24 protein-coding genes are annotated in these 25,255 nt (G+C 40.3%); 13 read left to right on the top strand and 11 right to left on the bottom strand.

Annotated features, from left to right (window positions below; genetic code table 11):
- Positions 1 to 4: 4 nt before the first annotated feature.
- Together FXN70_RS04625 and FXN70_RS04620 are read right to left on the bottom strand one after the other, a co-directional pair.
- The gene (locus tag FXN70_RS04625; RefSeq protein WP_324646378.1) at positions 5 to 1,216 is read right to left on the bottom strand and encodes a TIGR03862 family flavoprotein; all 1,212 of its coding nucleotides are present in this window, start codon (positions 1,214 to 1,216) and stop codon (positions 5 to 7) included.
- Entirely contained in the window at positions 1,216 to 1,845 is a 630-nt protein-coding gene (locus tag FXN70_RS04620; RefSeq protein ID WP_324646307.1) for an SAM-dependent methyltransferase, read from the bottom strand. Before FXN70_RS04620 ends, FXN70_RS04625 begins: the two co-directional genes overlap by 1 nt.
- A 91-nt stretch (positions 1,846 to 1,936) precedes the next feature.
- Between FXN70_RS04620 and FXN70_RS04615 the strand changes: the two genes are divergently transcribed.
- Complete coding sequence (locus FXN70_RS04615; RefSeq protein WP_324646306.1) at positions 1,937 to 2,125, top strand: DNA gyrase inhibitor YacG; 189 nt, start codon at positions 1,937 to 1,939, stop codon at positions 2,123 to 2,125.
- Between the two features lie 44 nt (positions 2,126 to 2,169).
- On the opposite strand, the gene FXN70_RS04610 is transcribed toward FXN70_RS04615, so the two are convergent.
- The 6 genes from FXN70_RS04610 to FXN70_RS04585 form a co-directional block, all read right to left on the bottom strand.
- On the bottom strand, positions 2,170 to 2,382 hold the full coding sequence (locus FXN70_RS04610; RefSeq protein ID WP_324646305.1) for a hypothetical protein: 213 nt from the start codon (positions 2,380 to 2,382) through the stop codon (positions 2,170 to 2,172).
- Positions 2,383 to 2,430: 48 nt separating this feature from the next.
- Positions 2,431 to 3,075, bottom strand: a complete 645-nt coding sequence (locus FXN70_RS04605) for an MBL fold metallo-hydrolase (protein WP_324646304.1) — start codon at positions 3,073 to 3,075, stop codon at positions 2,431 to 2,433.
- A 12-nt stretch (positions 3,076 to 3,087) separates the two neighbouring features.
- The gene (gene hemH / locus FXN70_RS04600; RefSeq protein WP_324646303.1) at positions 3,088 to 4,086 is read right to left on the bottom strand and encodes a ferrochelatase; all 999 of its coding nucleotides are present in this window, start codon (positions 4,084 to 4,086) and stop codon (positions 3,088 to 3,090) included.
- Positions 4,087 to 4,202: 116 nt separating this feature from the next.
- Complete coding sequence (locus FXN70_RS04595; protein WP_324646377.1) at positions 4,203 to 5,198, bottom strand: DUF4062 domain-containing protein; 996 nt, start codon at positions 5,196 to 5,198, stop codon at positions 4,203 to 4,205.
- A 163-nt stretch (positions 5,199 to 5,361) separates the two neighbouring features.
- Positions 5,362 to 6,225 carry a glutamate racemase gene (murI, locus tag FXN70_RS04590; protein ID WP_324646302.1) on the bottom strand — a complete coding sequence of 288 codons (864 nt, stop codon included), beginning with the start codon at positions 6,223 to 6,225 and terminating at the stop codon, positions 5,362 to 5,364.
- 47 nt (positions 6,226 to 6,272) lie between these two features.
- Positions 6,273 to 6,884: a DUF1285 domain-containing protein gene (locus FXN70_RS04585; RefSeq protein ID WP_324646301.1), complete on the bottom strand. Its 612-nt coding sequence runs from the start codon at positions 6,882 to 6,884 to the stop codon at positions 6,273 to 6,275.
- Between the two features lie 187 nt (positions 6,885 to 7,071).
- Here FXN70_RS04585 and FXN70_RS04580 point away from each other — a divergent pair, with 187 nt between their 5' ends.
- From FXN70_RS04580 to FXN70_RS04560, 5 genes are all read left to right on the top strand, one after another.
- Positions 7,072 to 8,784, top strand: a complete 1,713-nt coding sequence (locus FXN70_RS04580) for an electron transfer flavoprotein-ubiquinone oxidoreductase (protein ID WP_324646300.1) — start codon at positions 7,072 to 7,074, stop codon at positions 8,782 to 8,784.
- A 242-nt stretch (positions 8,785 to 9,026) separates the two neighbouring features.
- Entirely contained in the window at positions 9,027 to 10,400 is a 1,374-nt protein-coding gene (locus tag FXN70_RS04575; RefSeq protein ID WP_324646299.1) for a hypothetical protein, read from the top strand.
- A 16-nt stretch (positions 10,401 to 10,416) separates the two neighbouring features.
- Positions 10,417 to 10,815: a YcfL family protein gene (locus FXN70_RS04570; protein WP_324646298.1), complete on the top strand. Its 399-nt coding sequence runs from the start codon at positions 10,417 to 10,419 to the stop codon at positions 10,813 to 10,815.
- A gap of 13 nt (positions 10,816 to 10,828) precedes the next feature.
- Positions 10,829 to 11,425 carry a penicillin-binding protein activator LpoB gene (gene lpoB, locus FXN70_RS04565; protein ID WP_324646297.1) on the top strand — a complete coding sequence of 199 codons (597 nt, stop codon included), beginning with the start codon at positions 10,829 to 10,831 and terminating at the stop codon, positions 11,423 to 11,425.
- Between the two features lie 65 nt (positions 11,426 to 11,490).
- The gene (locus FXN70_RS04560; RefSeq protein ID WP_324646296.1) at positions 11,491 to 12,456 is read left to right on the top strand and encodes a CsgG/HfaB family protein; all 966 of its coding nucleotides are present in this window, start codon (positions 11,491 to 11,493) and stop codon (positions 12,454 to 12,456) included.
- A gap of 44 nt (positions 12,457 to 12,500) precedes the next feature.
- On the opposite strand, the gene tusA is transcribed toward FXN70_RS04560, so the two are convergent.
- Positions 12,501 to 12,755 carry a sulfurtransferase TusA gene (gene tusA, locus FXN70_RS04555; RefSeq protein ID WP_324646295.1) on the bottom strand — a complete coding sequence of 85 codons (255 nt, stop codon included), beginning with the start codon at positions 12,753 to 12,755 and terminating at the stop codon, positions 12,501 to 12,503.
- 171 nt (positions 12,756 to 12,926) lie between these two features.
- Between tusA and FXN70_RS04550 the strand changes: the two genes are divergently transcribed.
- The gene (locus FXN70_RS04550) at positions 12,927 to 13,763 is read left to right on the top strand and encodes a CBS domain-containing protein (protein ID WP_324646294.1); all 837 of its coding nucleotides are present in this window, start codon (positions 12,927 to 12,929) and stop codon (positions 13,761 to 13,763) included.
- Positions 13,764 to 13,768: 5 nt separating this feature from the next.
- Positions 13,769 to 15,310 (top strand): apolipoprotein N-acyltransferase, encoded by a 1,542-nt coding sequence (gene lnt / locus FXN70_RS04545; RefSeq protein WP_420714363.1) that lies wholly within the window; start codon positions 13,769 to 13,771, stop codon positions 15,308 to 15,310.
- 40 nt (positions 15,311 to 15,350) lie between these two features.
- On the opposite strand, the gene FXN70_RS04540 is transcribed toward lnt, so the two are convergent.
- Both FXN70_RS04540 and FXN70_RS04535 read right to left on the bottom strand, forming a co-directional pair.
- Positions 15,351 to 15,701, bottom strand: coding sequence for a hypothetical protein (locus FXN70_RS04540; RefSeq protein WP_324646293.1), 351 nt, complete (start codon positions 15,699 to 15,701; stop codon positions 15,351 to 15,353).
- 261 nt (positions 15,702 to 15,962) lie between these two features.
- Positions 15,963 to 18,155 (bottom strand): TonB-dependent receptor, encoded by a 2,193-nt coding sequence (locus FXN70_RS04535; RefSeq protein ID WP_324646292.1) that lies wholly within the window; start codon positions 18,153 to 18,155, stop codon positions 15,963 to 15,965.
- 140 nt (positions 18,156 to 18,295) lie between these two features.
- Between FXN70_RS04535 and FXN70_RS04530 the strand changes: the two genes are divergently transcribed.
- The 5 genes from FXN70_RS04530 to FXN70_RS04510 all read left to right on the top strand — a co-directional run bounded on the left by FXN70_RS04530 (position 18,296) and on the right by FXN70_RS04510 (position 25,253).
- Positions 18,296 to 20,515: a primosomal protein N' gene (locus FXN70_RS04530; RefSeq protein WP_324646291.1), complete on the top strand. Its 2,220-nt coding sequence runs from the start codon at positions 18,296 to 18,298 to the stop codon at positions 20,513 to 20,515.
- Positions 20,516 to 20,655: 140 nt separating this feature from the next.
- Positions 20,656 to 22,515 (top strand): monovalent cation:proton antiporter-2 (CPA2) family protein, encoded by a 1,860-nt coding sequence (locus FXN70_RS04525; protein WP_324646290.1) that lies wholly within the window; start codon positions 20,656 to 20,658, stop codon positions 22,513 to 22,515.
- A 50-nt stretch (positions 22,516 to 22,565) separates the two neighbouring features.
- Positions 22,566 to 23,441 carry an Hsp33 family molecular chaperone HslO gene (locus tag FXN70_RS04520; RefSeq protein WP_324646289.1) on the top strand — a complete coding sequence of 292 codons (876 nt, stop codon included), beginning with the start codon at positions 22,566 to 22,568 and terminating at the stop codon, positions 23,439 to 23,441.
- 129 nt (positions 23,442 to 23,570) lie between these two features.
- Positions 23,571 to 24,182, top strand: a complete 612-nt coding sequence (locus FXN70_RS04515; protein WP_324646288.1) for a LysE family translocator — start codon at positions 23,571 to 23,573, stop codon at positions 24,180 to 24,182.
- A 129-nt stretch (positions 24,183 to 24,311) separates the two neighbouring features.
- The gene (locus FXN70_RS04510) at positions 24,312 to 25,253 is read left to right on the top strand and encodes a DnaJ C-terminal domain-containing protein (protein ID WP_324646287.1); all 942 of its coding nucleotides are present in this window, start codon (positions 24,312 to 24,314) and stop codon (positions 25,251 to 25,253) included.
- The last annotated feature ends 2 nt before the right edge of the window (positions 25,254 to 25,255 follow it).

Raw genomic sequence — 25,255 nt, 5'->3', positions numbered from 1 at the left:
TCAATCATACAACTTCCGCTAGATATTGTGCGACTCCACGCCCTGCAACGCGCCCAGTTGCAAAACAAGCTGTGAGCAAATAGCCACCTGTAGGGGCATCCCAATCTAACATTTCACCACAACAAAATACCGCAGGATTTTGTTTCAGTTGCAATTGATTACTTAAAGCATCAATTTTCACACCGCCTGCACAACTAATCGCTTCCTCAATCGGTCGAAAAGACTCAAATTCAATTTTTAATTGTTTAATTTCCTTTACAAGTTGCTCCGGCTGCGTCCACAGTGATTTATCCACCAATTCACGTACAAGACAGGCTTTAGCTGCATCTAAACCAACCTTTCGCCACACATTTGAAACCGATTGTTTTTTATTGGGTTGTAATTTTTTTGCCAAATCAGCAATGCTCATATCAGGCAATAAATCTACATATAACGTCATATTTTGCTGCTGATTCAATTGCATTCGTAATTCACGATTGAGCTTATAAACCACACCACTTTCTAATCCATAGTGGCTAATTACCGCATCGCCATGGGTTTTATGTTGAGGATTCACCCATGCCTGCACGCGTTTTAACGGTTGCCCAAATACAGGTTGCATATAGTCAGACCATGTCCGTTCCACACCTGCATTACTGGCTTGAAATGGGCTTAAACTGTCTTCATTTAACCAGTTTTGCCATGCACCATCGCTGCCAAGTTTTGGCCAAGACACCGCACCACAAGCCAAAATAATGGCATCAAATGCTAAGCGTTGAATAGCATGGTCTGTACCTTGCTGAGTCGATTGCACACTTAAACAGTTGCCCTGCAATGCCACACATTTATGCCGATAATGAAACTTCACGCCATGCTCGCTTAATCGCTTCAGCCATGCGCGTAGCAAAGGTGCAGCCTTCATTTCTTTGGGGAAAATCCGCCCTGATGTTCCCACATAGGATTGTATGCCTAAGCTCTGCATCCATGTTTGAATCCAATTGGCATCACATTCACGTATCCACGGCGCAAGCCACTCAGCTTGGTCATAACGAGCAATAAACTGTTCAAGTTGTTCTGCATGCGAAATATTGAGTCCAGTTTTACCTGCCATTAAAAATTTGCGTGCAGCAGATGGCATTTGTTCATAAATATGAATGTCATGCCCTGCGGCAGTTAAAACCTCTGCCGCCATTAATCCAGCAGGGCCTGCACCCACAATGGCAACCTTTTTCGGCATCATTCAACCACCGCCCCTAATAGCGGTTGAAAGGTATCAAAACGGGTGCTGTAACCTGCGGGTTTTTGAATGATCAATTGCTGGCACAATTCTCCACGCTCTAAATATTTCACCTCAAAATGCGTCCGTGCCGAATCAGAGGCAATCACTTGTTTTTCATATGGCAGTTGCCAAAGATCTTTTAATTGTTGCTCGGCTTCATCAATATATTCAGGAATATTACTGGCAAGCGTAATGCGGCCATTTTCCTGCAACCGTGACAAAATAAACTCAAAAAATGGCATATTTAACCAACGCTGCGCCGGATTATGCGGTTCTGGATTCGGATATAAAATAAAGAATTGCTCGACCTGTGCAGGATACAGCGCATGGGTGATCCACGGCAAAGCGTCAGCATGAATAGGATACAGCAATGGCGTTTCGATTAACTGATGCTGTTTAAGCATCGCTTCATATTTTTCTTTGGTTCGTTCAATTGCATACAGCGTAGTTTGAGGCTGCTGCTGGCTAAACAACACCGCATGCTTGCCCTTTCCTGCCCCTATTTCCACCGCAATTGGTGTATTTTCAATTGCTTGGAAAAGACGTGGGGCACGCATACGCTGTGCTTGAAATTGACGAATCTGCATAATCGGATCAAACTAATAAACAAGTCGCTTAAGTCTAACAAAGAGTAGAAGCAAATGCCTACTCTCATCTAGTCAATGCAGGATTGAAACCATGACAGAACCCAAAACTTTTCCTTGCCCTCGTTGCAATGCACCGAGCCAATGGCAGGATAATCCTTTTCGTCCGTTTTGTAGCGAGCGCTGTAAACTGATTGATTTAGGTGCATGGGCGAATGATGAATACCGTTTACCCACTCAAGACTCGCCACAATCGGAACTTTCACGTCAAGATGAATTTTAAAATCAAAAAGAGAATCTCATTCGATTCTCTTTTTTAATGTTTATTTATGAACTTAAACGAAAGCCCTGTGCATGCATACAAGCCCGAATTAAGCGTTGTTCATATTCAGGTTTGACTTTGTTCATGCCCACATCATATTCACATTTGGCTAATTTATTTTGTGCGCTATATGAACTTACACCTGATTTTTGCCATGTTGGTGCAGCAGTACATCCTACCAAGCTTCCCAACACCATCAATAATGTCATCTTTTTCAAGGCTATTCTCTCTCATAATGTCCTATTTTTTATGGGCGAAGACTACCCTTATCCGCTTGAATTCGCAACAAATGGATTAAATTGTTTTTCATAACCAATACTGCTGATTGGGCCATGTCCCGAAATAAACTGCGTTTCATCAGGTAAAGAAAAACATTCTCGTTGAATGGAAGCCAATAGCTGTTCATGGTTGCCCTTCGGGAAGTCCGTGCGCCCAATTGACCCCTTAAACAACACATCTCCCGTCCATAAAATTTGATGGGCGGCGTTATAAAACATGACATGCCCTGGGGTATGCCCCGGTGCAAAACGCACCTCAAACTCATGCTCACCTAAACTTAAACTTTCGCCACCATGTAACCACTGCGTGACATGTACTTTTTCGGGAATTGGAAAACCATAACGCGCTGAAACATCTTGTAATGCATCTAACCAAAATTGATCGTCTGGATGTGGGCCAATTACAGGCACTTGCCAAACTTTTGCCAACGCCCCAACTGCACCAACATGGTCAAGATGGCCATGGGTGATCCATAATGCTTTAACATTTAAGCCAAGTGCAGTAATTTCTTGTTGTAATTTTTCAGGCTCGCCACCTGCATCAATAATAACCGCCTCTAAACTCTCGCTGTCCCAAACAATTGAACAATTTTGCGAAAATACTGTCACGGGCACAATTTTGACTTGCAACATCTTAATTCAATCCTATTGTAAGGTCAGTTTCAATGCATCTAAATGGGCACTGACCAAATGCTCAAGCAATTTCACATGCTCAGGCAATGTATTGAGTGCAGGAATATAGGCATAACTGCCACCACCCGCTTGGGTAAATAGTTCTGCATTTTGTAATGCCAATTCTTCTAATGTTTCTAAACAATCTGCCGAAAATGCAGGACTCAAGACTTGTACTGACTGCACGCCATCTTCTGCCCATTGCTGCAATAATGCATCCGTATAGGGTTTTACCCACTCTTGTTTGCCAAAACGCGATTGGAAGCTAATCGCCCATTCTTGTTCAGTTAAACCAAGTGCTTGTGCCAATAATGTTGCGGTGCGATGACATTGCTCAGGATAAGGGTCGCCCTTATCGGCGTATGGCTGTGGAATACCATGAAAAGACATCAGTAACTTTTCAGGTACACCATGCTGTTGTTGAAATGCACGTACACTATTTGCTAAAGCCTGAATATACAGTGGATGCTGATGATAATCACGAATGATACTTAAACCGGGCAAATGACGCTGTTTTTTCACCCAATCGGCTAAAATATCATATTGTGGTGCGGTTGATGTTGCCGAATACTGAGGAAATAATGGCAATAAAATCAAGTGTTGTTGCGGTGCTAACTCACCCAAACAGTCACGCAACCCTGTCGTACCGTAAGTCATTGCAGGTAGAACATTCAATTCAAATTCTGGATATTGCGCCAATAGCTGTGCTTTCACTGCTGCTGTCTGCGCCAATAAAATTTCACGCATTGGTGATGCCTGCTGCCCCCAAATAGTAGCATACGCATGTGCCACACGTTTTGGACGGAACGGTAAAATAAAACCACGTAAAATAATTTGCCAAAGCAATTTGGGAATTTCAATCACACGTGAATCTGATAAAAACTCTTTTAAAAATTCGCGTACCGCAGGAACAGTCGGTGCATCTGGTGTGCCTAAATTGGCTAAAATAACGGTGACTTTAGGTTTACTCACACGAAACTCATGCTTTGAAAAAATCGAGAGTTCTAATCTACCTTGTTCGGCAAGTGAAAGAAACTCTCATCCTCAGGTGTTTTACAATTCATGTGCTGCATAAATAACAAAGCAACTTAAATCTGTTTTTCCACAGCAATAGAATTTTCAATGATCGCTTTGCCTTTTTCAGTCAGTTGCCAAAGTGCACGATGACGGTCATCTCGTCCAATTTGCACAAGCCAACCACCGCTTTTCATGACACTTTTTATTTGATGCAAATCTCTAAAATTGACCTGTGAACGTGCGACAGCATGTGCTCTAGGCATTTGTTTTTTCGCAAGCTCTAACCCTGTTTCATTTAAAAATGCATTTAACCGTAAAGCAAAATAATCTTCAGGACTTGGATTTTGAAAAGTAGGTGCGAGAATATTTAAAATTGCTTTCCATGACAGCTCACAGGTCAATTTTAGCTCTTTAAAATGTCCATCCTGATAGGCTTGAACTTGATAATTCATCGCATAAATATCATGCAGCTGAATGCTTGGCTGCTTAAACTCAAGCTCAATCTTTTTCTGTGCTAATTCATCTTCTAGATCTTTAATTTTATCGTATAACCCTTGCATCTGCGGGGCTAAATCGACTTGTTGATAACGCACCCAACCTTGCGCCGAGAATCGTTTAACCAAAGCCGACATTTGAGAACGTACAGCTAACTCAAGCTCACGTAAACTACTAAATTCAACCACTATAGGTACATCTTGAACTAAGCTTTGGCGAAAAAGTCGATACTGTTCCTGAATTTTTGCATCTTCAGTTGTATTTTGACCTGCGCTAGGTTGCTGAAGAAAAATCACCATTGGTTTTTGCTTATTTAAGGCATGCAAATATTCAAGTTGCATATAGCTCACGCCCGACATCGACAATTCACCATAGTGTTGTCCAAGCAACAATGCAACATAGTCACATTCATCAATTTGTCGACGTGCAAGGGTTGTAGTTAAAGGCGTCCGTTGTTCAAGCCCCCAAGCAAAAAAGCCCATACCCACTAAAGTCTGACACAACACCTGTCGTTCGGCTTGCATGTCAGCGCCTGAGGTTGAAAGAAAGACTTGATATTTTTTCTCATTGATTGCCATATCACATACCATTCATTCGAGTCTTGATGAAACCTCAAATGATTTTTACAGATTTAAAGCAGATTATTTATAAATAACTTAAAACAAGTTGATGTCTTTGACATGATAACATTCCAAACTCACACACATCAATCTTGCCAAAAACAACACCTTAAATTTAAGTTTTGATCACATTCCAACGCACATGTAATGGCATTAAGTGTTGAATCACCATGCGTACACGCTCGGTATCTTCACCACTCATATAACACTGAATTTGCGTTGAATCTGTGAATTTAACATTCCGTAGCAAATTATATTTTAATAAAATCTGTGCAGTTTGGCGGGCAACAGCCAAGCCTGAATCAATCAATTTTAATTGTGAACCATACAATTGTTCAATAGCAGGCTTTAAAAATGGATAATGAGTACACCCTAGAACCAAATAATCTGCCCCCTGATCTACTGCGGGTTGTAAAATATTTTGGAGTATCTGAATACATTCATCTGAAAACTGTCTACCAGCCTCAACCAATGGTACAAGTTCAAGACTGGTGATTGGTAACATTTTAACGCCCAATGGCACTGCAAATTTTGTGACGACATCTTGAATTAATTGTCCTCTAAATGTTGCAGGCGTTGCAAGTACTGCCACCACTTTGCTTTTACTGTGTAACACTGCGGGCTTTAAGGCGGGCACTAAGCCAATAATTGGAAAATGTTCACCATAATGATCACGCAAATAATCTAAACTAAATGCCGAAGCGGTATTACACGCTACGACTACTGCTTTACACCCCTGTTGATATAGCCATTCAATTGCTTGTGCAGTCAACTTACGAATTTCATCGCCTGTTCTTGGGCCATAAGGGACATGCGCCGTATCGGCAAAGTAAATAATCCGTTCATTTGGTAAATATTGGGCTATTTCTTGTGCCACCGATAGCCCACCAATCCCTGAGTCGAAAATACCAATTGGTGCATTTGGATTCGGAAGTGAAGCTGCAAGTGTTTCTGTCATCGTGGGTTGTGTCAGTGCCATGATCGGGCTGCATTGTTTAGATCAAAGAATACAATTAAGCATAAACCTCAAACGCTGAAATGCAAGCAATAATCACCGCTTTGCAAATGCAACTCGGTTTCGCCTTGCGTACTTTCAAACAAAGTTCCATATTCAATTAAATGATAAAAACAGGCACGTTGAATTAACGCATTTAAACCAAAACGAACATGTGCGTAAGGACGTTGTTCGCCTTGGTAATTTTGAAAAAATATCGAATGTTGTTCATCTACAATCACCACGTCTTGTTGCGGCGTCATAAGTTGTAAATAAGTTTTGCCATCTATTTCAAGCTGATCAACACGATTAATCTGCAAAGGGGCATCTTCAACCACAATTTCAATTTTTTCGACAGGCGTTTTTAAATAAAATTTATCGCCTTCTGCCCACAATACACTCGAAAATAAATCAATTAGACTCTGGCGTTCAATTTTCTGCCCTTCATGCCACCATTCGCCATTGGCCATAATCACCAAATCCATTTTACCACAGTGTTTGGGATGCCAATCTTGTAGCGGAGGAATAACTCTTTTGTGACTCAACTGTGCATCTTTTAGATATTGTGTGATCTGACCAAAATTTTTATCATCACTATGTGCTGTTTTTTCACTCATATTTGGAAAAAACTTTTGTTTTACCATCGCTTTTATGCCTTATTTGACAGAAAATACACACCGCTCAGCCAATCACACTGAGATAGGTTTACCCTATAGTAACCAAAATTCCTTTAGACACGTTAGCACGTTTGTGTCTACAGCAACAGAACACTCATGGCAGCACCATTGCATTGATCTTGGTTGCCACCTTTAGCAGTATGAGGAGTCCTACATGGAGCACATCGAACGCGAATCGATGGAGTTTGACGTCGTTATTGTTGGCGCAGGCCCTGCCGGTCTATCCGCCGCCATTAAAATTCGTCAATTGGCAATTGAACATAACCTAAACGATCTGTCTGTTTGCGTGGTCGAAAAAGGCTCTGAAGTAGGCGCACACATTTTATCTGGTGCTGTACTTGAACCACGTGCATTAAACGAACTCTTCCCAAATTGGAAAGAAGATGGCGCACCTTTAAATGTGCCTGTGACTGAAGATAAAACCTTCTTCTTAATGTCTGAAACGACATCTAAAGAAGCCCCACATTGGATGGTTCCTAAAACCATGCACAATGATGGCAACTATGTGGTCTCACTCGGTAATGTGGTTCGTTGGTTAGGACAAAAAGCCGAAGAACTCGAAGTTTCTATTTTTCCAGGCTTTGCTGCAAGCGAAGTGCTTTACCATGAAGATGGCACTGTAAAAGGCATTCAAACTGGCGATATGGGTATTGGTAAAGATGGCGAACCAACGCATAACTTTGCACCGGGTTATGAACTGCATGCCAAATACACCCTGTTTGCTGAAGGCTGTCGTGGTCATTTAGGTAAACGCCTCATTAATAAATTTAATTTAGACAAAGATGCCGATCCACAACACTATGGAATTGGTATTAAAGAATTATGGGAAATTGACCCTGCCAAACATAAAGCAGGTTTAGTCATGCACGGTGCAGGTTGGCCATTGGCTGAAACAGCATCGGCGGGTGGTTGGTGGCTATATCATGCCGAAAACAACCAAGTAACTTTGGGTATGATTATTGATTTGTCTTACCAAAACCCACACATGTTCCCATTTATGGAAATGCAACGCTGGAAAACCCATCCTTTAATTAAACAGTTTTTAGAGGGTGGCAAGCGTATTTCATATGGTGCACGCGCTGTGACTAAAGGCGGTTTAAACTCACTACCAAAACTCACTTTTGCTGGTGGTTGTTTAATTGGTGATGATGCAGGTTTCTTAAACTTTGCCAAAATTAAAGGCTCACACACCGCTATGAAATCTGGCATGTTGTGTGGCGAAGCGGTGTTTGAAGCCATTCAAGCCGGTGTAGAAAAAGGCGGCGACTTGGCCATTGCACGTGTGGTTGAAGGCGAAGATTTCTTTGCTAAAGAACTGACCAGTTACACCGAAAAATTTGACCACAGCTGGCTAAAAGAAGAACTGCATAGCGCACGTAATTTTGGCCCTGCTATGCATAAATTTGGCATGTGGATGGGTGGTGCATTTAACTTTATTGACCAAAATGTCTTTAAAGTACCCTTTACATTACATGACTTAGTGCCTGACTTTTCTGCGTTAAAAACAGTTGATGCTGCAACGTTTAAACCAACTTATCCAAAGGCAGATGGCAAACTCACCTTTGACCGTTTATCTTCGGTATTTGTTTCAAATACTGTGCATGAAGAAAATCAGCCCTCGCATTTGAAATTGACCGATGTCAGCATTCCTGTAAATGTCAATTTACCGAAATGGGATGAACCTGCACAGCGTTATTGCCCAGCTGGGGTTTATGAAATTGTTGAGGAAAATGACGGCGCGAAACGCTTCCAAATTAACGCGGCTAACTGTGTACATTGTAAAACCTGTGATATTAAAGATCCGTCACAGAATATTACATGGGTTGCACCTGAAGGCGGCGGTGGGCCAAATTATCCAAATATGTAAATAGACCCACCTTTACAATAAAAGTAGCATTTCAAGCAATTTTTAGCCCATCTCATATGACATGGGCTAATTTTTACCTGAAAATAAAAGATAATTTTTCAGCTTTTTTAGAAAAATAAATAAGTTATTTTGAATTTTAAAATATGTATAAAATAAAGATATTGATTACAAAAAATTAACGCTTGAAAAAATAATCTATACAATTAGAATTACACTGTTTTTAACATAATAAATTGAATAAAATGACTATTTCAGGACGAACGTTATCACTAACTACGATAACAGCACTACTTTTTGTTACATCAAGTTCACTCAATGCAGCAACGTTTAAAACGTATAAAGAGGAAAGTGATCAATTTAGAACCGCTTTGAATCAAAATAATGAAAGCAGTTTTACTGAAAAATTCAAAAAAAATGCCTCTAAAAAAGATGGCGTATTATATTTATTAGAACAAGCCCGTATTGAACAAGTGGATCAAAATTATCAAGCCAGTTTAGATACCTATAAAAAAGCCTTTGAACTGTTAGATAAACAAAATCAGCGTGCAAAAATTAGTGTCTCTCGGGTAGGATTTCAGGCACTATCAATGCTCAGTAATGATTCTGTTGTTCCCTATCTTGTTCCACCTTATGAACAAGTGATTGCACATATCTCCCAAGCTAAAAATTATATTTTCTTAAAAGATATGGACGCAGCTTCTGTTGAAATGCGTGTTGCACAGCAACTACAACGTGATATAGAACTTGCACATGAACAAGAGCTTGCCAAAAAAGTTGAAAAAACCAAAAAGAATAATTCCGAACCTGAGCCAGAAACCTCAAAAATTGATGAAGCTTTGGTTGGGCTAGATCCTATCGCAGGAAAAATTAAGAATACCTATCAAAATAGCTATTCTTTTTATATGGCAGCTAGCTTATGGGAAGTTTTAGGTGAATATAATGATGCGCTGGTTGATTATAAAAAAGCTTACGAGTTGCAACCAGATCAACAGATTGCCACCGATATTCAACGTGTAGATAAAGCGATTAAACAAAAAGATAAAAATGTACCTGTCATTATTTTTATTGAGCAAGGACTTGTACCACAAAAAGTTGAACATAAACTGGTTTTTCCGGGGCCAAACGGATTACTAAATATTGCCTTTGCAAGTTACGAACCTAAAACGTATCAAACGCCTCAAGCCACCCAAGTGCTTATTAATAATAAGAAAATTCAGAATAGTTATGTCCTTAATGATATTGGTGCATTGGCTGTTAAAAACCTTAAAGAACACACTACCGCAACCGTGAGTAGACAAATTATACGCACCACAGCCAAGTATGTTGCACAAGAGCAGTTAGGCAAACAATTAGGTGCTGTTGGGCAATTGGCGGGTATGCTAATGAACACAGCAACCGATCATGCAGATTTACGTTCTTGGTCAACGCTTCCAAGTAACACTCAAATTGCACGGCTCAATTTAGCCCCAGGAAAATATCAACTCCAATTGGCCAATGCAGGTACTTACAGTACGCCTGTTAGTATTGACACCACGACCAATCAAACTATTTTTGTATATGCCTACGATATTAATAACAAAATTTCGGTAAGCAGTAGTGCATTTTCTAAACCTTAACTTCTTGGATACGCTCATGAAGCAATTTACATTCGGCCTTGTATGCAGCTTAGGTCTTACCTTAACTGCATGTACTGCACCCAACTCACTCAATACCCAAACACAAAACGATGGGACGATGACGGTCAAAAAGCTCACTAATAATGCTGTATTGCTCACAGAAATTGGAATTGATCGCGTCAACATGCAGCAAGTTGGCGATTTAAAAAAAGTTGCCTTAAGCATTAAAAATCAGCGTTTTAATAATAAACATTTCACTTACAAAATTGTTTGGGTCGATGCCAATGGTGTCGAAGTTAATCCAGAGGGATCAATTTGGAAACCAATCGATTTAACAGGTCGTGAAATAAAAAGCGTACAGTCCCTTGCACCCAATCCATCAGCAGTTGATGTTGTTGTTTACTTAAAGAAATGAGAGAGTTGAAGTCATGAAATTAAAATTAGCAGCAGTAGTTTTTGCAGGTACAGCACTTCTAAGCGGTTGTGCCACTACAAATGTGAGCTATGGTGATGCACAATCTGTTGAAACCTTGACGACCGATTTTGGCTCAACTGACTTACAGATGATTGCCAATAAAATGGTAGATGACATGCTCAGCTTCCCACCTGTCATCCAAATGACTCAGTCTCGTCGTCCAGTGATGTTTGTTGAACGCATTAAAAACAAAACACAAGAACATATCGACACTGAATCTATTACCGATACGATCCAAAATAAATTAATTAATTCAGGTAAATTTCGTTTTGTTGATATGACCTCAGCAAGTGCAATGGCAGATCAAATTGCCTATCAAAAACAAAGTGGTATGGTCAATCAATCGACTGCTGTACGCACAGGTGGTCATATTGGTGCTGAGTATATGTTAAATGGTAACTTGTCTAGCATTGTAAAAAATGCAGGCGGCAAAAGTGATGTCTACTATAAATTCACGCTAAAATTACAAAATCTTCAAACCGGTATTGTTGAGTGGACAGGCGAAAAAGAAATCCGTAAATCAGGTAAGCGCTCAACCTTCGGTCTATAATTTATCTATGTGCTCATCACATATCACAGCAGTGATGTGATGAGCCATCTTCTAAGTAGAACATAATGAAAAAAATGATATTTACGCTTGCACTGCTATTAGGGTCAGTCACCCATGCCATTGCAGGCGTTAAAGAAGTCGTTAAGGACGCAACAGGCAGTGGCCCGACACAACAACAAGCTGTTGCTGAAGCACTGTTAATTGCCGTACAGTCGGTGAATGGTACTGGCGTTTCTTCACAAGTAAATTACGAAGAAACCGTTTCAATGTCTGTTAGTCGTAATCAATGGAATTACAGTAGCAAAACCTCGCCAGTTTTTAGTGTTGATACTTCTGGTTCTGGTTCCGTCAGCCGTTTTCAGGTTTTAAGCTTAACAGGATCTAAAGATCACTATCGTGCGCATGTCCGCGCTTATGTGAATAAATTTGAATCGTCAGTGAATGATCAGCATTTAAAACGTATTGCTATTTTGCCATTTCGCCTAACCAGTCGTACGGAAAATGCTGAAAATGTCAGTGAAGAGTTAGCCGATTTAGTCGGAACATACATGACCCAATCGGGACAACTGAGTGTACTCGATCGCCAATATCTAGCTGAAATGCAATATGAAAATGACGTTTTAAACTGGGATGGTGCACCTCAAGAACTGGCACGTATTGGTCAAAAAGTTGGGGTAGATTATTTAGTTGTTGGTAAAATTACGCAACTCACTGCTGCTTCTCGTTCATCTATGTATGGTTTAAACAAAGATGCTACGCAAGTGCGCCTAACTTGGCGTGTGATTGAAGCAAATACTAGTAAAGTTGTTGCAGCAGGAACATTAAACAGAACAATCTCTGCATTTTCAGGGCAAAACCTCCTCACAGGTGCTTCGAATAATGCAACAGATGTTTTGGCACAAGGTGTCTATCAAGAGATTATGGCGGGCTTAAAGCTAAAAAGTCGAAGCAATACGACTCAATCTGCTACTGACAGCTCACCAGGTTATGCAATGACACCAGGCTCTAGCGACAAACCAATTCAATGGTAACTTTTGAGATACGATGTATATCATCGTATCTCATTATTTTATCTTTAGCCTTTTTTCACCAAGTAATGATATTCCTTCTGATTTTTTTCATCTAAAACTTCTTCTTGTAACAACAATTCATGCCCCATATGTACACAAAAACGTGGAATATCCCACGACGTTGAAATATCGGTTGCAAAAACCTCAACCACATCACCCGTTTGCACCTTACGCAGCGCTTGACGCAACATCATAATCGGATCGGGACAATACAAACCACGCGTATTCAGTTGTGTTGCAGGTAAAATAGGTGCTGACATGAAAGGCTCAAATAAACAAAGATCGTCCATTTTAACACAAACTCTTTTTGCTCTTAGGTGGCTTTATTTTTGTGCTTAATGATTTTGATACGGTTTACTAGATGCACAAGGCTTTTTTCTTCGGTATGATAAAAATTCACACACCATTGAAATACTGATTCAGGAAAAATCATGCAAGAGGAATCAAGCCCATCGTGGGGTATGCTGGGCTTACGAAAGTGGTTAGGTGCTGCACCTGAAACACGCGATGAATTATTAAAATTAGTCCAAGATTCACGCCGCTTTTTAGAACCCGATACCATCACCATGTTAGAAGGCGTACTTGACTTACACGCTACTAAAATTCGTGAAGTGATGACCCCCCGCACTGCCATGATTAGCTTACAAGAAGATGATGAGCTACTTGATATTTTGCATGTTTTAATTGAATCTGCACATTCACGCTTCCCCATTTTTTCAGCAGACCAACCTGAAAATGTTGTAGGTATTTTATTGGCAAAAGATTTATTACCTTATTTAACAGAGCCGTCGACCAAAGTCGATTTACGTGCCTTAATGCGCCAACCTGTTTTTGTACCTGAAAGCGCCCGCTCTGACCAAGTACTACGCATGCTCAAAAACACTCAAACTCATATTGCAATTGTAATTGATGAGCATGGTGCTACTTCAGGCTTAGTCACTTTGGAAGACATTTTAGAAGAAATTGTCGGTGAAATTGAAGATGAGCATGATATTGAAGAAGAAGCACCACTCATCATCCCAGATCCAAAACACGACACTGCCAATGCATGGCTCGTCCAAGCACTCACTCCAATTGAACATTTTAACGATACACTTGACGCAGCATTTTCTGATGATGAAGTTGAAACCGTAGGTGGCTTGTTATTGCAAGAAATTGGATTGGTAAATGACCTCGAAGGTCAAAGCGTTGAACTTAACGACTGGACATTTACCATTTTACAAGCAGATGCCCGTAGCATTCATTTAATTCGTGCAGTACGTAAATAATTTTTATGCCAAAAAAAATAACGTTATCTTCTTCAAAACTTCCAACTTGGCTCATGAGTGTTATTGCACTCATGGCAGGTGGTCTATTTAGTTTCGCACTCGCACCTTATGATTATTGGATTTTAGCCTTAGTCAGCCCTGCCTTACTATATACCTGTTTGCAACAGCGTAAAGCGCCACAGGCATTTTTGATTGGCTGGAGCTATGGCTTTGGACTTTGGTTTGTTGGAGCATTCTGGCTCTATACCTCCATTCATGTTTATGGCGATACCAGTTCATTTGTCAGTGTGTTGCTGATTGCTTTAATGGCAATCATCATGGGCTTATTTAGTGCGCTACAAGCATGGACTTATCGACGGTTTTTTCCCGAAACACCCTTAACCTTTGCCCCTTTATGGATTTTATTTGAATGGGCAAAAACATGGGTGTTTACAGGCTTTCCATGGTTATTTGTCGGTTATGCCTTTACCGAGCGCTTTTTAGATCATTACGCACCTTTATTTGGTGTATTTGGTGTTTCCTTTATTGCTGTACTCATCGCCACGGCAATGGTCGAGATTTTGAAAAAACGTTTGTTTTGGGCAGTACCAATTGCTGTTGTAATATTCGGAGCTTGGGCGGTATCTAATTTCATATTTGTGCAGCCAAAATCGGAACGTCCACTCTCAGTTTCATTAATACAAGGCAATATTCCACAAGATTTAAAATGGCTCACCAGTTATCAAGATCGTACTTTAGAAATTTATAAGAATTTAAGTGCTTCGGAATGGGGACGTGATTTAATTGTTTGGCCTGAATCTTCTATTCCAATGGCACAAACTGCAATTGAACCATTTTTAAATGAAATTGAAAATAGCGCCAGCTCGCATGGGTCAGCATGGGTTACAGGTATCCCCTACTATGACGAGCAAGGTTCAATTAAGACACAAAAGGCAATATTTTATAATAGTTTAATGGCATCTGGCACACAAACATCAGGCTTGTATCAAAAACAACGCCTCGTTCCATTTGGTGAATACATTCCCTTAGCAGGGCTATTAAAATGGGTCTTACCTGCATTACAAAATGATGCCACTGCTGGTGGCTTTAGTGCAGGTGCACCAAATCAACCACCATTACAAGTAAAGGGACATAATCTAGGTGCTGCGATTTGTTATGAAGTCGCCTATCCAAATTTAACCCGCCATAATGCACAAAAAAGTGATTTTATGATCACGGTATCCAATGATGCTTGGTTCACTGGCACCGCAGGCCCTTGGCAACATTTGCAAATGGTACAAATGCGTGCCAAAGAAAATGGACGTTGGTTTATTCGTGCGACGAATACGGGCGTGACGGCGTTTATTAATGCGCAAGGACACATTGTAGAACAAGCACCACTCGACCATGAATATGTCTTGCGTGGCAACTTACCTGCATATACAGGGCAAACTTTATATAATCGTTTAGGTGATTGGCCAATCTTGATTTTGAGTGGATTACTACTCTTATTAGGCTTACGTTATCGCCCACGTCAAATGAATGTTTCTTTTAAATCTCGACGTTAATTATCTTCATTCTCGCTCATATTGATGGGCGAGAACCATTTTAATACACGATCATTGCAGCCGCATCTGAACTGATATATGCAACTAAAATCACAAAAAAAAGCATTGGAACACGTTGATAATAAGTCACTATTCGTTGTTCAAGCGCTGTTAACTCTGCCAATAAAGGTAGATGTAACACTTGCAATGCACAAATAAAACCCACCATGAACGATGAACACAATAAACTCACTGCAAAAAAACCCAATACAATTTGGCTTGAAGCATGGCTGATATGCCACAAGTGTACGTAGACTTGTGCTATAGGTAAAATGGCAAGAATGATCAGCACAGTTTTAAGCACTTTGCGATGTAATTGATGAACTGGAATACTTAGAATTTTAGTCTTCATATGTGTCATCTCCGACAAAAAATACAACTGTTTAAGCATTATGCGCTGTTTCAAGCCACTTTATTGTTCTATCTTTCTTCATATTTTACTTTTAATGTAACTATAGCCTTTGAGAATCATTGTCACTATAAGTTTATCTTTGAAATGAGATTTTTTATTGTTTTTAAACTCAAGTTATAAAATCTATAGCCAGCTTCAATTTTTAATTAGATCAACCCTCTTTTAGATGATTGATCTAAATTTTAAATCACCAATCGCAGCTTAATAATGAATGGTATAACTTAAAGCAAAGGTACGTCCTTGTGCAGGAATTGCCAGCAAAGCATTGCCATTTGTTGCTGCGGCTTGCTGTGCAAATACCGTTTTATATTGACGATTCCACATATTATACACCCCAAAATCAACACGGCCTTTAAATGCTGGGAAATGCGCCAAAACATCCATAGTGGTATAACCTGAAATGGCAGCAGCGGAATTGTAATCTTCGGCATAGCCTTTTGCTTTTAATGCTATATCGTCTTTATTGGCCTTATTTGTACCTTTAATGGCTTGGGCTTGTACACGAACACCATAATCATCCTGACTCCATTCGGCAAACACCGTTCCCTTCATTGGTGATACAGCAAAGGCATTCATTTCATGCCATTCATTGGCTGCATCTTTATATTGCCCACGGGTATAACCTAAAGTACCACCCACTTTATAATGTTGCATAAATGGATAACTTAACGCTGCTTCTAAGCCATAAATACGCTGATCGGTATTTACAACTCGTACATCACTGTTGGCAAAACTCACAAATTTATCAGAGGTATTATAAAAACCAGTTAAGTTTGCACTTAAACCACCTTCTGCATTTAACCGCCAACCTAGCTCATAGCTATTCACTGAAATTGGGGAAACGCCTGAAGTATCAAGATTTGCCGAGGCGCTATTGCCGCGTAAAATTCGCTGTACATCTGGATAACTAAATCCTTGCGAGAAATTAGCATAGATTTGCTGCGCATCGGTTAACTTATACACTGTACCTAAGTTAAATAAGAATTTATCACTATTCGTTGAACCAGATGGTCGAGTACTGCTACTACTTTCAACTTCCCCTGCACGATAATAACTGTCATTTTTCGCCTGAATATATTGGTAACGTACACCTGACTGAACACTTAAACGGTCAGTTAAAGCATAATCACCTTGCAAAAATGCACCGATATTTTGAATGGTTGCATCTGGGCCATAATCAGAAGTATAGTTATTTGGATTTGCTACAGTAAATTTTAATAATTGATTATCAGCGACTAACCAATCGACATATTGATGGTCTTGTTCTCTGTCATAATCTAAGCCATAGCTGAGTTTTAAATCACGATCAAGCAATTTAAATTTCGATTCAACTGTTGAGCGAATACCTGCATAATCAATATTTGACTGCGACTGAAAGAAGTTATTTGTCGATTTTTTACGTGCAGGATAAAAACGCGATTTTTCATTACGATAATACGCTTCAACATTCAAAGACTGACCAAAAAAGTTTGCATCTTGGTACTGCGCATTTACTGCATAGCGCTCTGTAAAAGGTTGAGTCGGTAAAGACAAACCTTTGATGGGTTGATAATACCCTGCTGCGGTATTGTTATAGTCCACACCGTATTCTGAATCTTGCTTATCTTTATAATATTGTGCGCCAACACTTAGGCTTTTGCTATCGGTGAGTTTAAAACCCAAGCGACCATTCACATCAATAGTGTCTGTATCCATAGTGCTGACTTGCCAAGGGCTATTGGCAATCCGATTTCCATTGCCATCAAACTGAGCGCCTGAACTTTTAAAGTTCGCTCCCAAAAAGCCATTTACTTTATCTGTATTAAATGCAGCCGTTTGACCAACTTCATAGGCAAGAGCATCGCCACGGAAATTATTTGCCGATGTTAATCCAACTTTGGTTGAAAAACTCACAGGCTGTGAAGGGTCTGCACGTTTGGTAATAATATTAATAATACCGCCTGAAGCACCTGAACCATAAATACTGGTTGCACCAGAAACCACTTCTATATGATCAATCATATCGGGGCTAATGCTGTTGAGCTGACGAGAAACATCGCGTGAACCTGTTTGCGAAACTCCATCAATCATGACTAAAACATTGCGCCCACGCATGGTTTGACCATAGTTACTGGTTGTACCACTGCTTGGAGCAAGTGAAGGAACCAACTGTGCCAAAATATCGGCAACGCGACGCCCTGCACCTGACTGTTGTTCAATGTCTTCACGACTAATGGTTTGCACTGTTCCTGCAATTTCTGCAATGCTTTTTGGCGTACGTGTTGCAGTCACCACTATTTTAGCTAATTCTGCTGAGTTTTCTAAATTTTTACTCAATGTCGGAATATTTTCATCTGCGAAAGTGTGAGTAGAAAGTGCAACGAAAACACAAATATGAAGATAGGATAAACGCATACAATGCTCATGAATGGCTTAAATTAAATGATAATAATTATCACCATCATTAGCATAAATCAACCATTACGAATACAACACTTGCCTTTTCCTCTCGTTATCCTTCATATTCACACTATTCTTTCTACCTTATCATTTTTATGCCAATCACCTCATCGCACTCATTGCCTTTTCGTATTCGTGTTGCCGTACCTGTGCACCTATACGACTGTTTTGACTATGTGGTGACTGAGGCACAATACCAACAGGCATCCGTTGGTGCGCGTGTTGCTGTTTCATTTGGGCGGCAAAATTTGGTGGGCATTATTACCGAAAAGTTAGCGCCTGATGCACCGATTGATCCGCGTTTTCAACTCAAACCGATTCAAGCATTGTTAGATGAAACATCTTTATTAGATACCCAAATGCTAAAACTGCTGATTTGGTCGGCGCAGTATTATTTATTTCCAATTGGAGAGGTGTTGCATAGCGCCTTCCCTACTTTATTGCGCCAAGGCAAACCTTATGACTTATTGGCACATACATGGCATTTAATTGACTTTGATGCCGAAGCTAAACTCAAATCCTCAATCCCGCAGCAAGAAGCCTATAAAATATTAAAATTACAACCGCAAGGAACATTAGAAAGCATTCTAAACTTAAGCGGTATTCAAACCAAAACACTAAGAACTTTAGAAAAAAAAGGAATCGTAAAATATGAACTTGCCAATCAAAATTTTAGCCCTGAGCCTTTGCAGCTCTCACAAATGCCACTTAAAGCCAATGAAGATCAGCAAAGCGCCATTCACAAAATTTTAAAGGCACAGCATCAGTTTAAAGGCTTTTTATTAGACGGCGTAACAGGGAGTGGCAAAACCGAAGTGTATTTGCAAGTTATGCACGAAGTTCTAAAACAAGGCAAACAAGTCTTGGTTTTAGTGCCTGAAATTGGCTTAACTCCACAAACCATTGCCCGTTTTCAATCGCGTTTTCATGTGCATATTGCCCTACTACATTCGGGTTTAAACGATGCGAAGCGCTTGCAAGCATGGCAACATGCTCAAACAGGTAAAGCTTCAATTATTTTGGGTACACGCTCTGCCATTTATACACCGCTGCTTCATTTAGGGCTGATTATTTTAGATGAAGAACATGACTTGTCATTTAAGCAACAAGATAGCTTTCGCTACCACGCACGTGATGTGGCGCTGTATCGTGCATACCTACATCAATGCCCAATTATTTTAGGCTCTGCCACACCCAGTATTGACAGTTACGCCTTGGTTGAGCAAGGTAAATTGACCCATTTAGAACTGAATCAACGTGCAGGCAATGCACATTTGCCCAAAGTCCATTTACTTGATTTAAAAACTGCCCGTAAACAACAGGGCATCAGTCAAATTTTAATTGAGCAAATTGAAAAACGCTTGCAACGCAAAGAACAAGTGCTCATTTTTTTGAATCGGCGAGGATATGCACCTGTTCTCATTTGTGAACAATGTGCATGGCAAGCCAACTGCCCTCATTGCGATGCACGTTTCACCTTACACTTAAAACCGTATCAGCATTTGCATTGTCATCATTGTGGTTTAATTCAGCGAATTCCAGATGCCTGCCCACAGTGCAATCACACCCAGCTTAAACCTTTAGGTATGGGCACTGCTAAAATTGAAGAAAGCTTACAAGCACTGTTTCCTGATTTTCCCGTGCTGCGGGTCGATCGTGATAGCACCAGTAAAGTCGGCAGTTGGCAAAAAATTAACGATCAAATCCATCAAAGTCAGCCACTAATTTTACTTGGTACACAAATGCTCGCTAAAGGGCACCATTTCCCTTACGTCACGTTAGTCGCTATTTTAGATATAGACTCAGGCCTACTCAGTGTTGATTTTCGGGCAACTGAACGTACGGCACAGCTTATCGTACAAGTTTCGGGGCGAGCAGGACGCGGCGAACACAAAGGTGAAGTTTATTTACAAAGCTTACGCCCCGATCATCCACTGTTCACGACTTTAATCAATAAAGATTATCGCAGCTTTGCAATGCAAACGCTGAAAGAACGTCAATTGGCACAAATGCCACCGTTTCGTTATGCAGCACTCGTGCGTAGCCAAGCCCGTTCAAGCGAACAAAATCAAGATTATTTGCAGCAGCTTGTACAACAACTCAAAACCATTTCCAATAACGAAATTGATATTTGGGGACCAATTCCTGCCCCGATGGAGCGTAAGGCTAATCGGCATCATGCCCATGTGTTATTACTTGCGCATAACCGCGCACGGCTACATTATTACTTACGCTCATGGTGGTGTGATGCCATAAAAACACTGCCGTCAGGAATGAAATTGTCCATTGACATTGACCCGCAAGAGCTCAATTAAGTGATATATCAACCCAGTTTGCAAAATTTGAACAAAAAATGATACGAAAATTTGTCATTTTGCATAGCTATAATAGACGAGTCTAAGCATTGCTTACGCTGTGCTGCCCCATGACACTAAATCTCATTGAAGGTGACTAAATGTCATTACTTTTACAAGCCACAATTTTTTTAGGCGCTGCCTTGTTATTGGTACCATTCGGCAAACGCTTTGGTATTGCCACAGTTTTGGGTTACTTATTTACAGGCATTGTGCTTGGCCCAAGCGTACTCAATATTGCGACCGATGCCGAGTCAATTATGGAAATGGCGGAATTTGGTGTCATTTTGCTGATGTTTTTAATTGGACTTGAGCTACGCCCGCAACGGTTATGGCAAATGCGCCAAGCAATTTTTGGCATGGGCAGTTTACAAGTCGGTGTCACAGGGCTTGTGCTGATGCCGATTTTATATTTCAGTTTTCAACTCTCGCTTGCGGCAAGTTTTGTCATTGGTTTTGCCTTGGCCTTATCATCAACCGCCTTTGTGCTGCAATTGCTTGGAGAAAAACAACAGCTTAATACCAGTTATGGCCAACAAGCCTTTTCAGTCTTGCTCTTTCAAGATATGGCAGCGATTCCTTTACTTGCAGTCATTCCAATTTTGTCGGGTTCAAATGGCAATAGCCATCATGGTATTGCCTATTTTGCAGCGATTATTGCCACCTTTAGCGGCTTATTCTTATTTAGCCGTTTTGTCATGCGTCCATTTTTCCGCTTTGTGGCCACCAGTGGCGCAAGTGAACTGATTACCGCAGTTGCACTCTTTATTGTCTTGGCGGTGGTGCTGCTCATGCAAACACTTGGTATTAGCACCACACTTGGTGCATTTTTAACAGGTGTTCTTTTAGCTGATTCCGAATTCCGCCACGAACTTGAAGCCAGTATTGCGCCATTTAAAGGTTTATTGCTTGGCTTATTTTTTATGACGGTGGGAATGACCACGCATTTAAGTCTATTTGTAGACATGCCATGGCTAATCATTGGCGGTGCTGTGGCATTACTTCTGATTAAATCACTGGTCATGATCAGCATCAGTCGGTTTTTTTATAAAAAGACTTGGAAAAACAGTTTGCTGCTGGGTGCATGTTTAGCACAAGGCGGGGAATTTGCCTTTGTCGTGCTAAGCGTTGCCAATAGTGAAAAAATTCTAAATCAAGCGTTATCGAATCCTGTCACCTTAATTGTTACCCTGTCGATGGTACTCACGCCGCTTTTATATGGAGTAATCAATCGTTGGCTCGTGCCGCTTTTAGATAAAAGCCATCAAGAGCAACCGCAATACGATGACATGCCCAATACCGAACACAACCCAATGATTATTGCAGGTTTTGGACGCGTTGGGCAAATTATTGCCCGTGTTTGCCGCTTGCAACATCTTAAATTCACCGCCATTGATATGAGCTTACAACAAGTCGACTTCGTGCGGAATTATGGCGGTAAAATTTACTATGGCGATGTCACCCATCCTGAAATTTTACGTGCCGCAGGTATTGAACATGCCAAAGTTTTTGTTTTGGCGATTGATGATGTCGAGGACTCTTTAAATGTCGCACGGCATATCACCCTCAATTATCCACAAATTAAACTATTAGTCCGTGCCCGTGACCGTCATCATGTCCATTTACTACGTGATTTAGGCGTACATTATATTTGGCGTGAAACCTATTTATCATCGCTTGGCATGGCCTATCGCGCCTTAAAAGAATTGGGCGTGGAAGATACCGTTGCTTATCAAAATATCGAACTGTTCCGAGATTATGATGAAAAACTATTGGTCCAACAGCAAAGTATTTATAATGATGAACAAAAAGTATTTGAAGCACATCGCAACGCACTAGCCGAATTGGAACATTTGTTTGAACGCGATGCTGAGGTTGAACACAACATTCAACCCGATGTCAATTTACGGCGTGGGCTTGATCATAACCGTATTGATGTCGCACGCGATGCAAATGAGTAACTTGAGTTTTCCCCAATTGCCACCATTAAGGCTAGGTCATGGAGTAATATATGTCTAATCTACGTCAACGTTTTTATATCGAAAACTGCCCTGTTCGTGGTGAAGTTGTTCATCTTGAAGAGGCGCTACACACTATTTTAGCGCAGCGCAGTTATCCTCAAGCCATTCAAGTTTTACTTGGTGAAATGCTCAGTGCAACGGCTTTACTGGCAAGCACCTTAAAAATTAAAGGTCGCATTAGTATTCAAATTCAGGCACAAGGCAGTTTTAAATGGGGCATGGCCGAATGCAACCATTTAGGTGAAGTTCGTGGTTTAATCGACTTTGAAGAAGACCCACGTTTTTTAACTGCAACCGATAGCAGCACCGTACTTGCAACCTTAGTACAGCCCGTTTTATTTATTAATATCGAACCTGAATTTGGTGAGCGTTATCAAGGCATTGTACCTTTAGACAAACCAACTTTGGCAGGCTGTTTAATGCAGTATTATGCATTGTCTGCGCAAATTCCAACCCAAATTGCTTTGGCTGCCAATGCCGAACGCGCGGGTGGTTTACTCATTCAACTGTTGCCACGTACCAGTGAAGAAGAACAACAACAGGTCGATGAAGATATTTGGCCGCGTTTAGTGCTGCTCACTGAAACCTTGAAAAAAGAGGAACTGACAGATCTAGATGCCAACGAGATTCTTTACCGTTTATATAATGAAGAAGATGTCCGTTTGCCTAAAATTGAACAGCTCCAATTTGCCTGTACTTGTTCTAAAGAAAAATGTGCCAATGCACTCATTCAAATTGGCGTAGATGCAGTCAAAGAAACCCTTGAATTTCAAAATCCGATTCAGATGGACTGCCAATTCTGTAACACACAATATCAATTTAGTGCTGAGGAAGCCTTGGCACTATTTGGTAAGCATTTAAGTTAATTCAACAGCCCTCTTTTAATCTCGATTAAAATCATTTTTTCCTTCCCCCTAAATGGTGGGAAGGTGAAAATACAACAAAAAATCAGTTAATATATTGAAATATTCATTCTTATAAAAACACCTTCAAACATGAACTATTTCGACTATTTTTTATTTGTTATCAGCGTAGTGGTAATGATTGCAACCCCTGGCCCTGTTATGATTTTAGTTGCAAGTGCAGGACTACAAGGTGGCTATAAAAAAGCCTTACAAACGATTTTTGGCACCAACTTCGCCTCACTCATTCTCATTTTTATTTCGGTGTTAATGCTAAAAGGTGTCGTCGCTGTTAATGAAAATTTTTTGAATATTATTCGCATCTTAGGTTGCCTATATATTGGCTATTTAGGTTTTAGCATTGTTAAAGAAGTGATTCAATCTCCGAATGCAGCAGCCATTCAAACCTTTTCTGCACAAAATGGCGGTTTTAAAAAGGGGCTTTTAGTGGGAATCTCGAATCCTAAAGACATTATTTTCTTTTCCGCTTTTTTCCCACAATTTGTTTCAATCACCCCGAACATTAACATGAGTTTAAGCATACTTACCTTTACATGGATTGTGCTTGATTTTCTGACTTTATCGTTGGTGTATATGTTTTTCCGTAAACTCTCAAACAGTCATTTATATCCAAAAATTTTAGGGCTTTGTGGTGGATTATTACTATTGATTGCAACTTATGGTATTGCACAACTCTTCATATAATGCCCGAAGAATACCTTCTAGTTTTATCCTGAAAACTTTAATGATTGAGGTATCAACGAGATAGTTTTTGCTGTTTTTTACATCAATTTGTTTCATAATGAAGTGAATAAAATACCTGATGATTAAATCATGAGCAAAAATTATTATGAAGAATTAGGAATCAACCGTAGCGCCACAGCAGATGAAATAAAAAAAGCCTATCGTAAACTGGCGCGAAAATATCATCCAGACATCAGTAAAGAAAGCGATGCCGAAGCGAAAATGCAAGCCATCAATGTGGCCTACGACACCTTAAGCCATACAGAGAAAAAAGCAGAATACGACCACATGCTCGACCATCCGCAGGGATTTTCTGGCAATAATTATCATCAAGCGGGCGGTTTTGACGAAAACCAGTTTTATCGGCAAAATGCCCATCAAAACAATCAATTTCATGGCTTTGAAGATTTATTTGGCCGTTTTGGCACAGGTTTTGGTGGTGCAAAAGCGCAACATCAGCAATTTAAAGGCGAAGACCAACACGCACAGATAGAGATTCCAGTTGAGATTGCCTATCAGGGTGCGACTCAGCAAATTACCTTACAAATTCCAAGCTACAATGCTTATGGACAACCCGAAGTCCAACGTAAAACCCTAGAAGTTAAAATTCCCAAAGGCATGAAACAAGGGCAACAAATTCGTCTTTCTGGGCAAGGGCAATTGGGTGTCAATGGCGGTGCAAACGGTGATTTATACCTAGAAGTTCATTATCAAGAAAATGAACAGATTCGGGTTGAAGGAGCAGACATTTATCTCACAACGCCCATCAGTCCTTGGGAAGCTGCACTTGGCAAAACCATTAATGTGAATACACCATCGGGGCAATTACAGGTCAATTTACCTAAAAATGCCAAATACGGCCAACAACTACGCCTCAAAGATAAAGGCATTCCAAGTCAAATTGCAGGACATTTATATCTGATTTTAAATATCGTCTGCCCAACAGCCAACAACGAGCAACAAACACAGGCCTACCAACAATTCTCTGAACAATTTCCACATTTTAATCCTCGTCAAAACGCAGGAGATTAGCC

It is taken from the genome of Acinetobacter sp. MD2, from assembly GCF_035615575.1.
GTDB lineage: Bacteria > Pseudomonadota > Gammaproteobacteria > Pseudomonadales > Moraxellaceae > Acinetobacter.
Note: the sequence above shows the minus strand (reverse complement) of the source record. Positions and strands in the feature narration are given on the sequence as shown.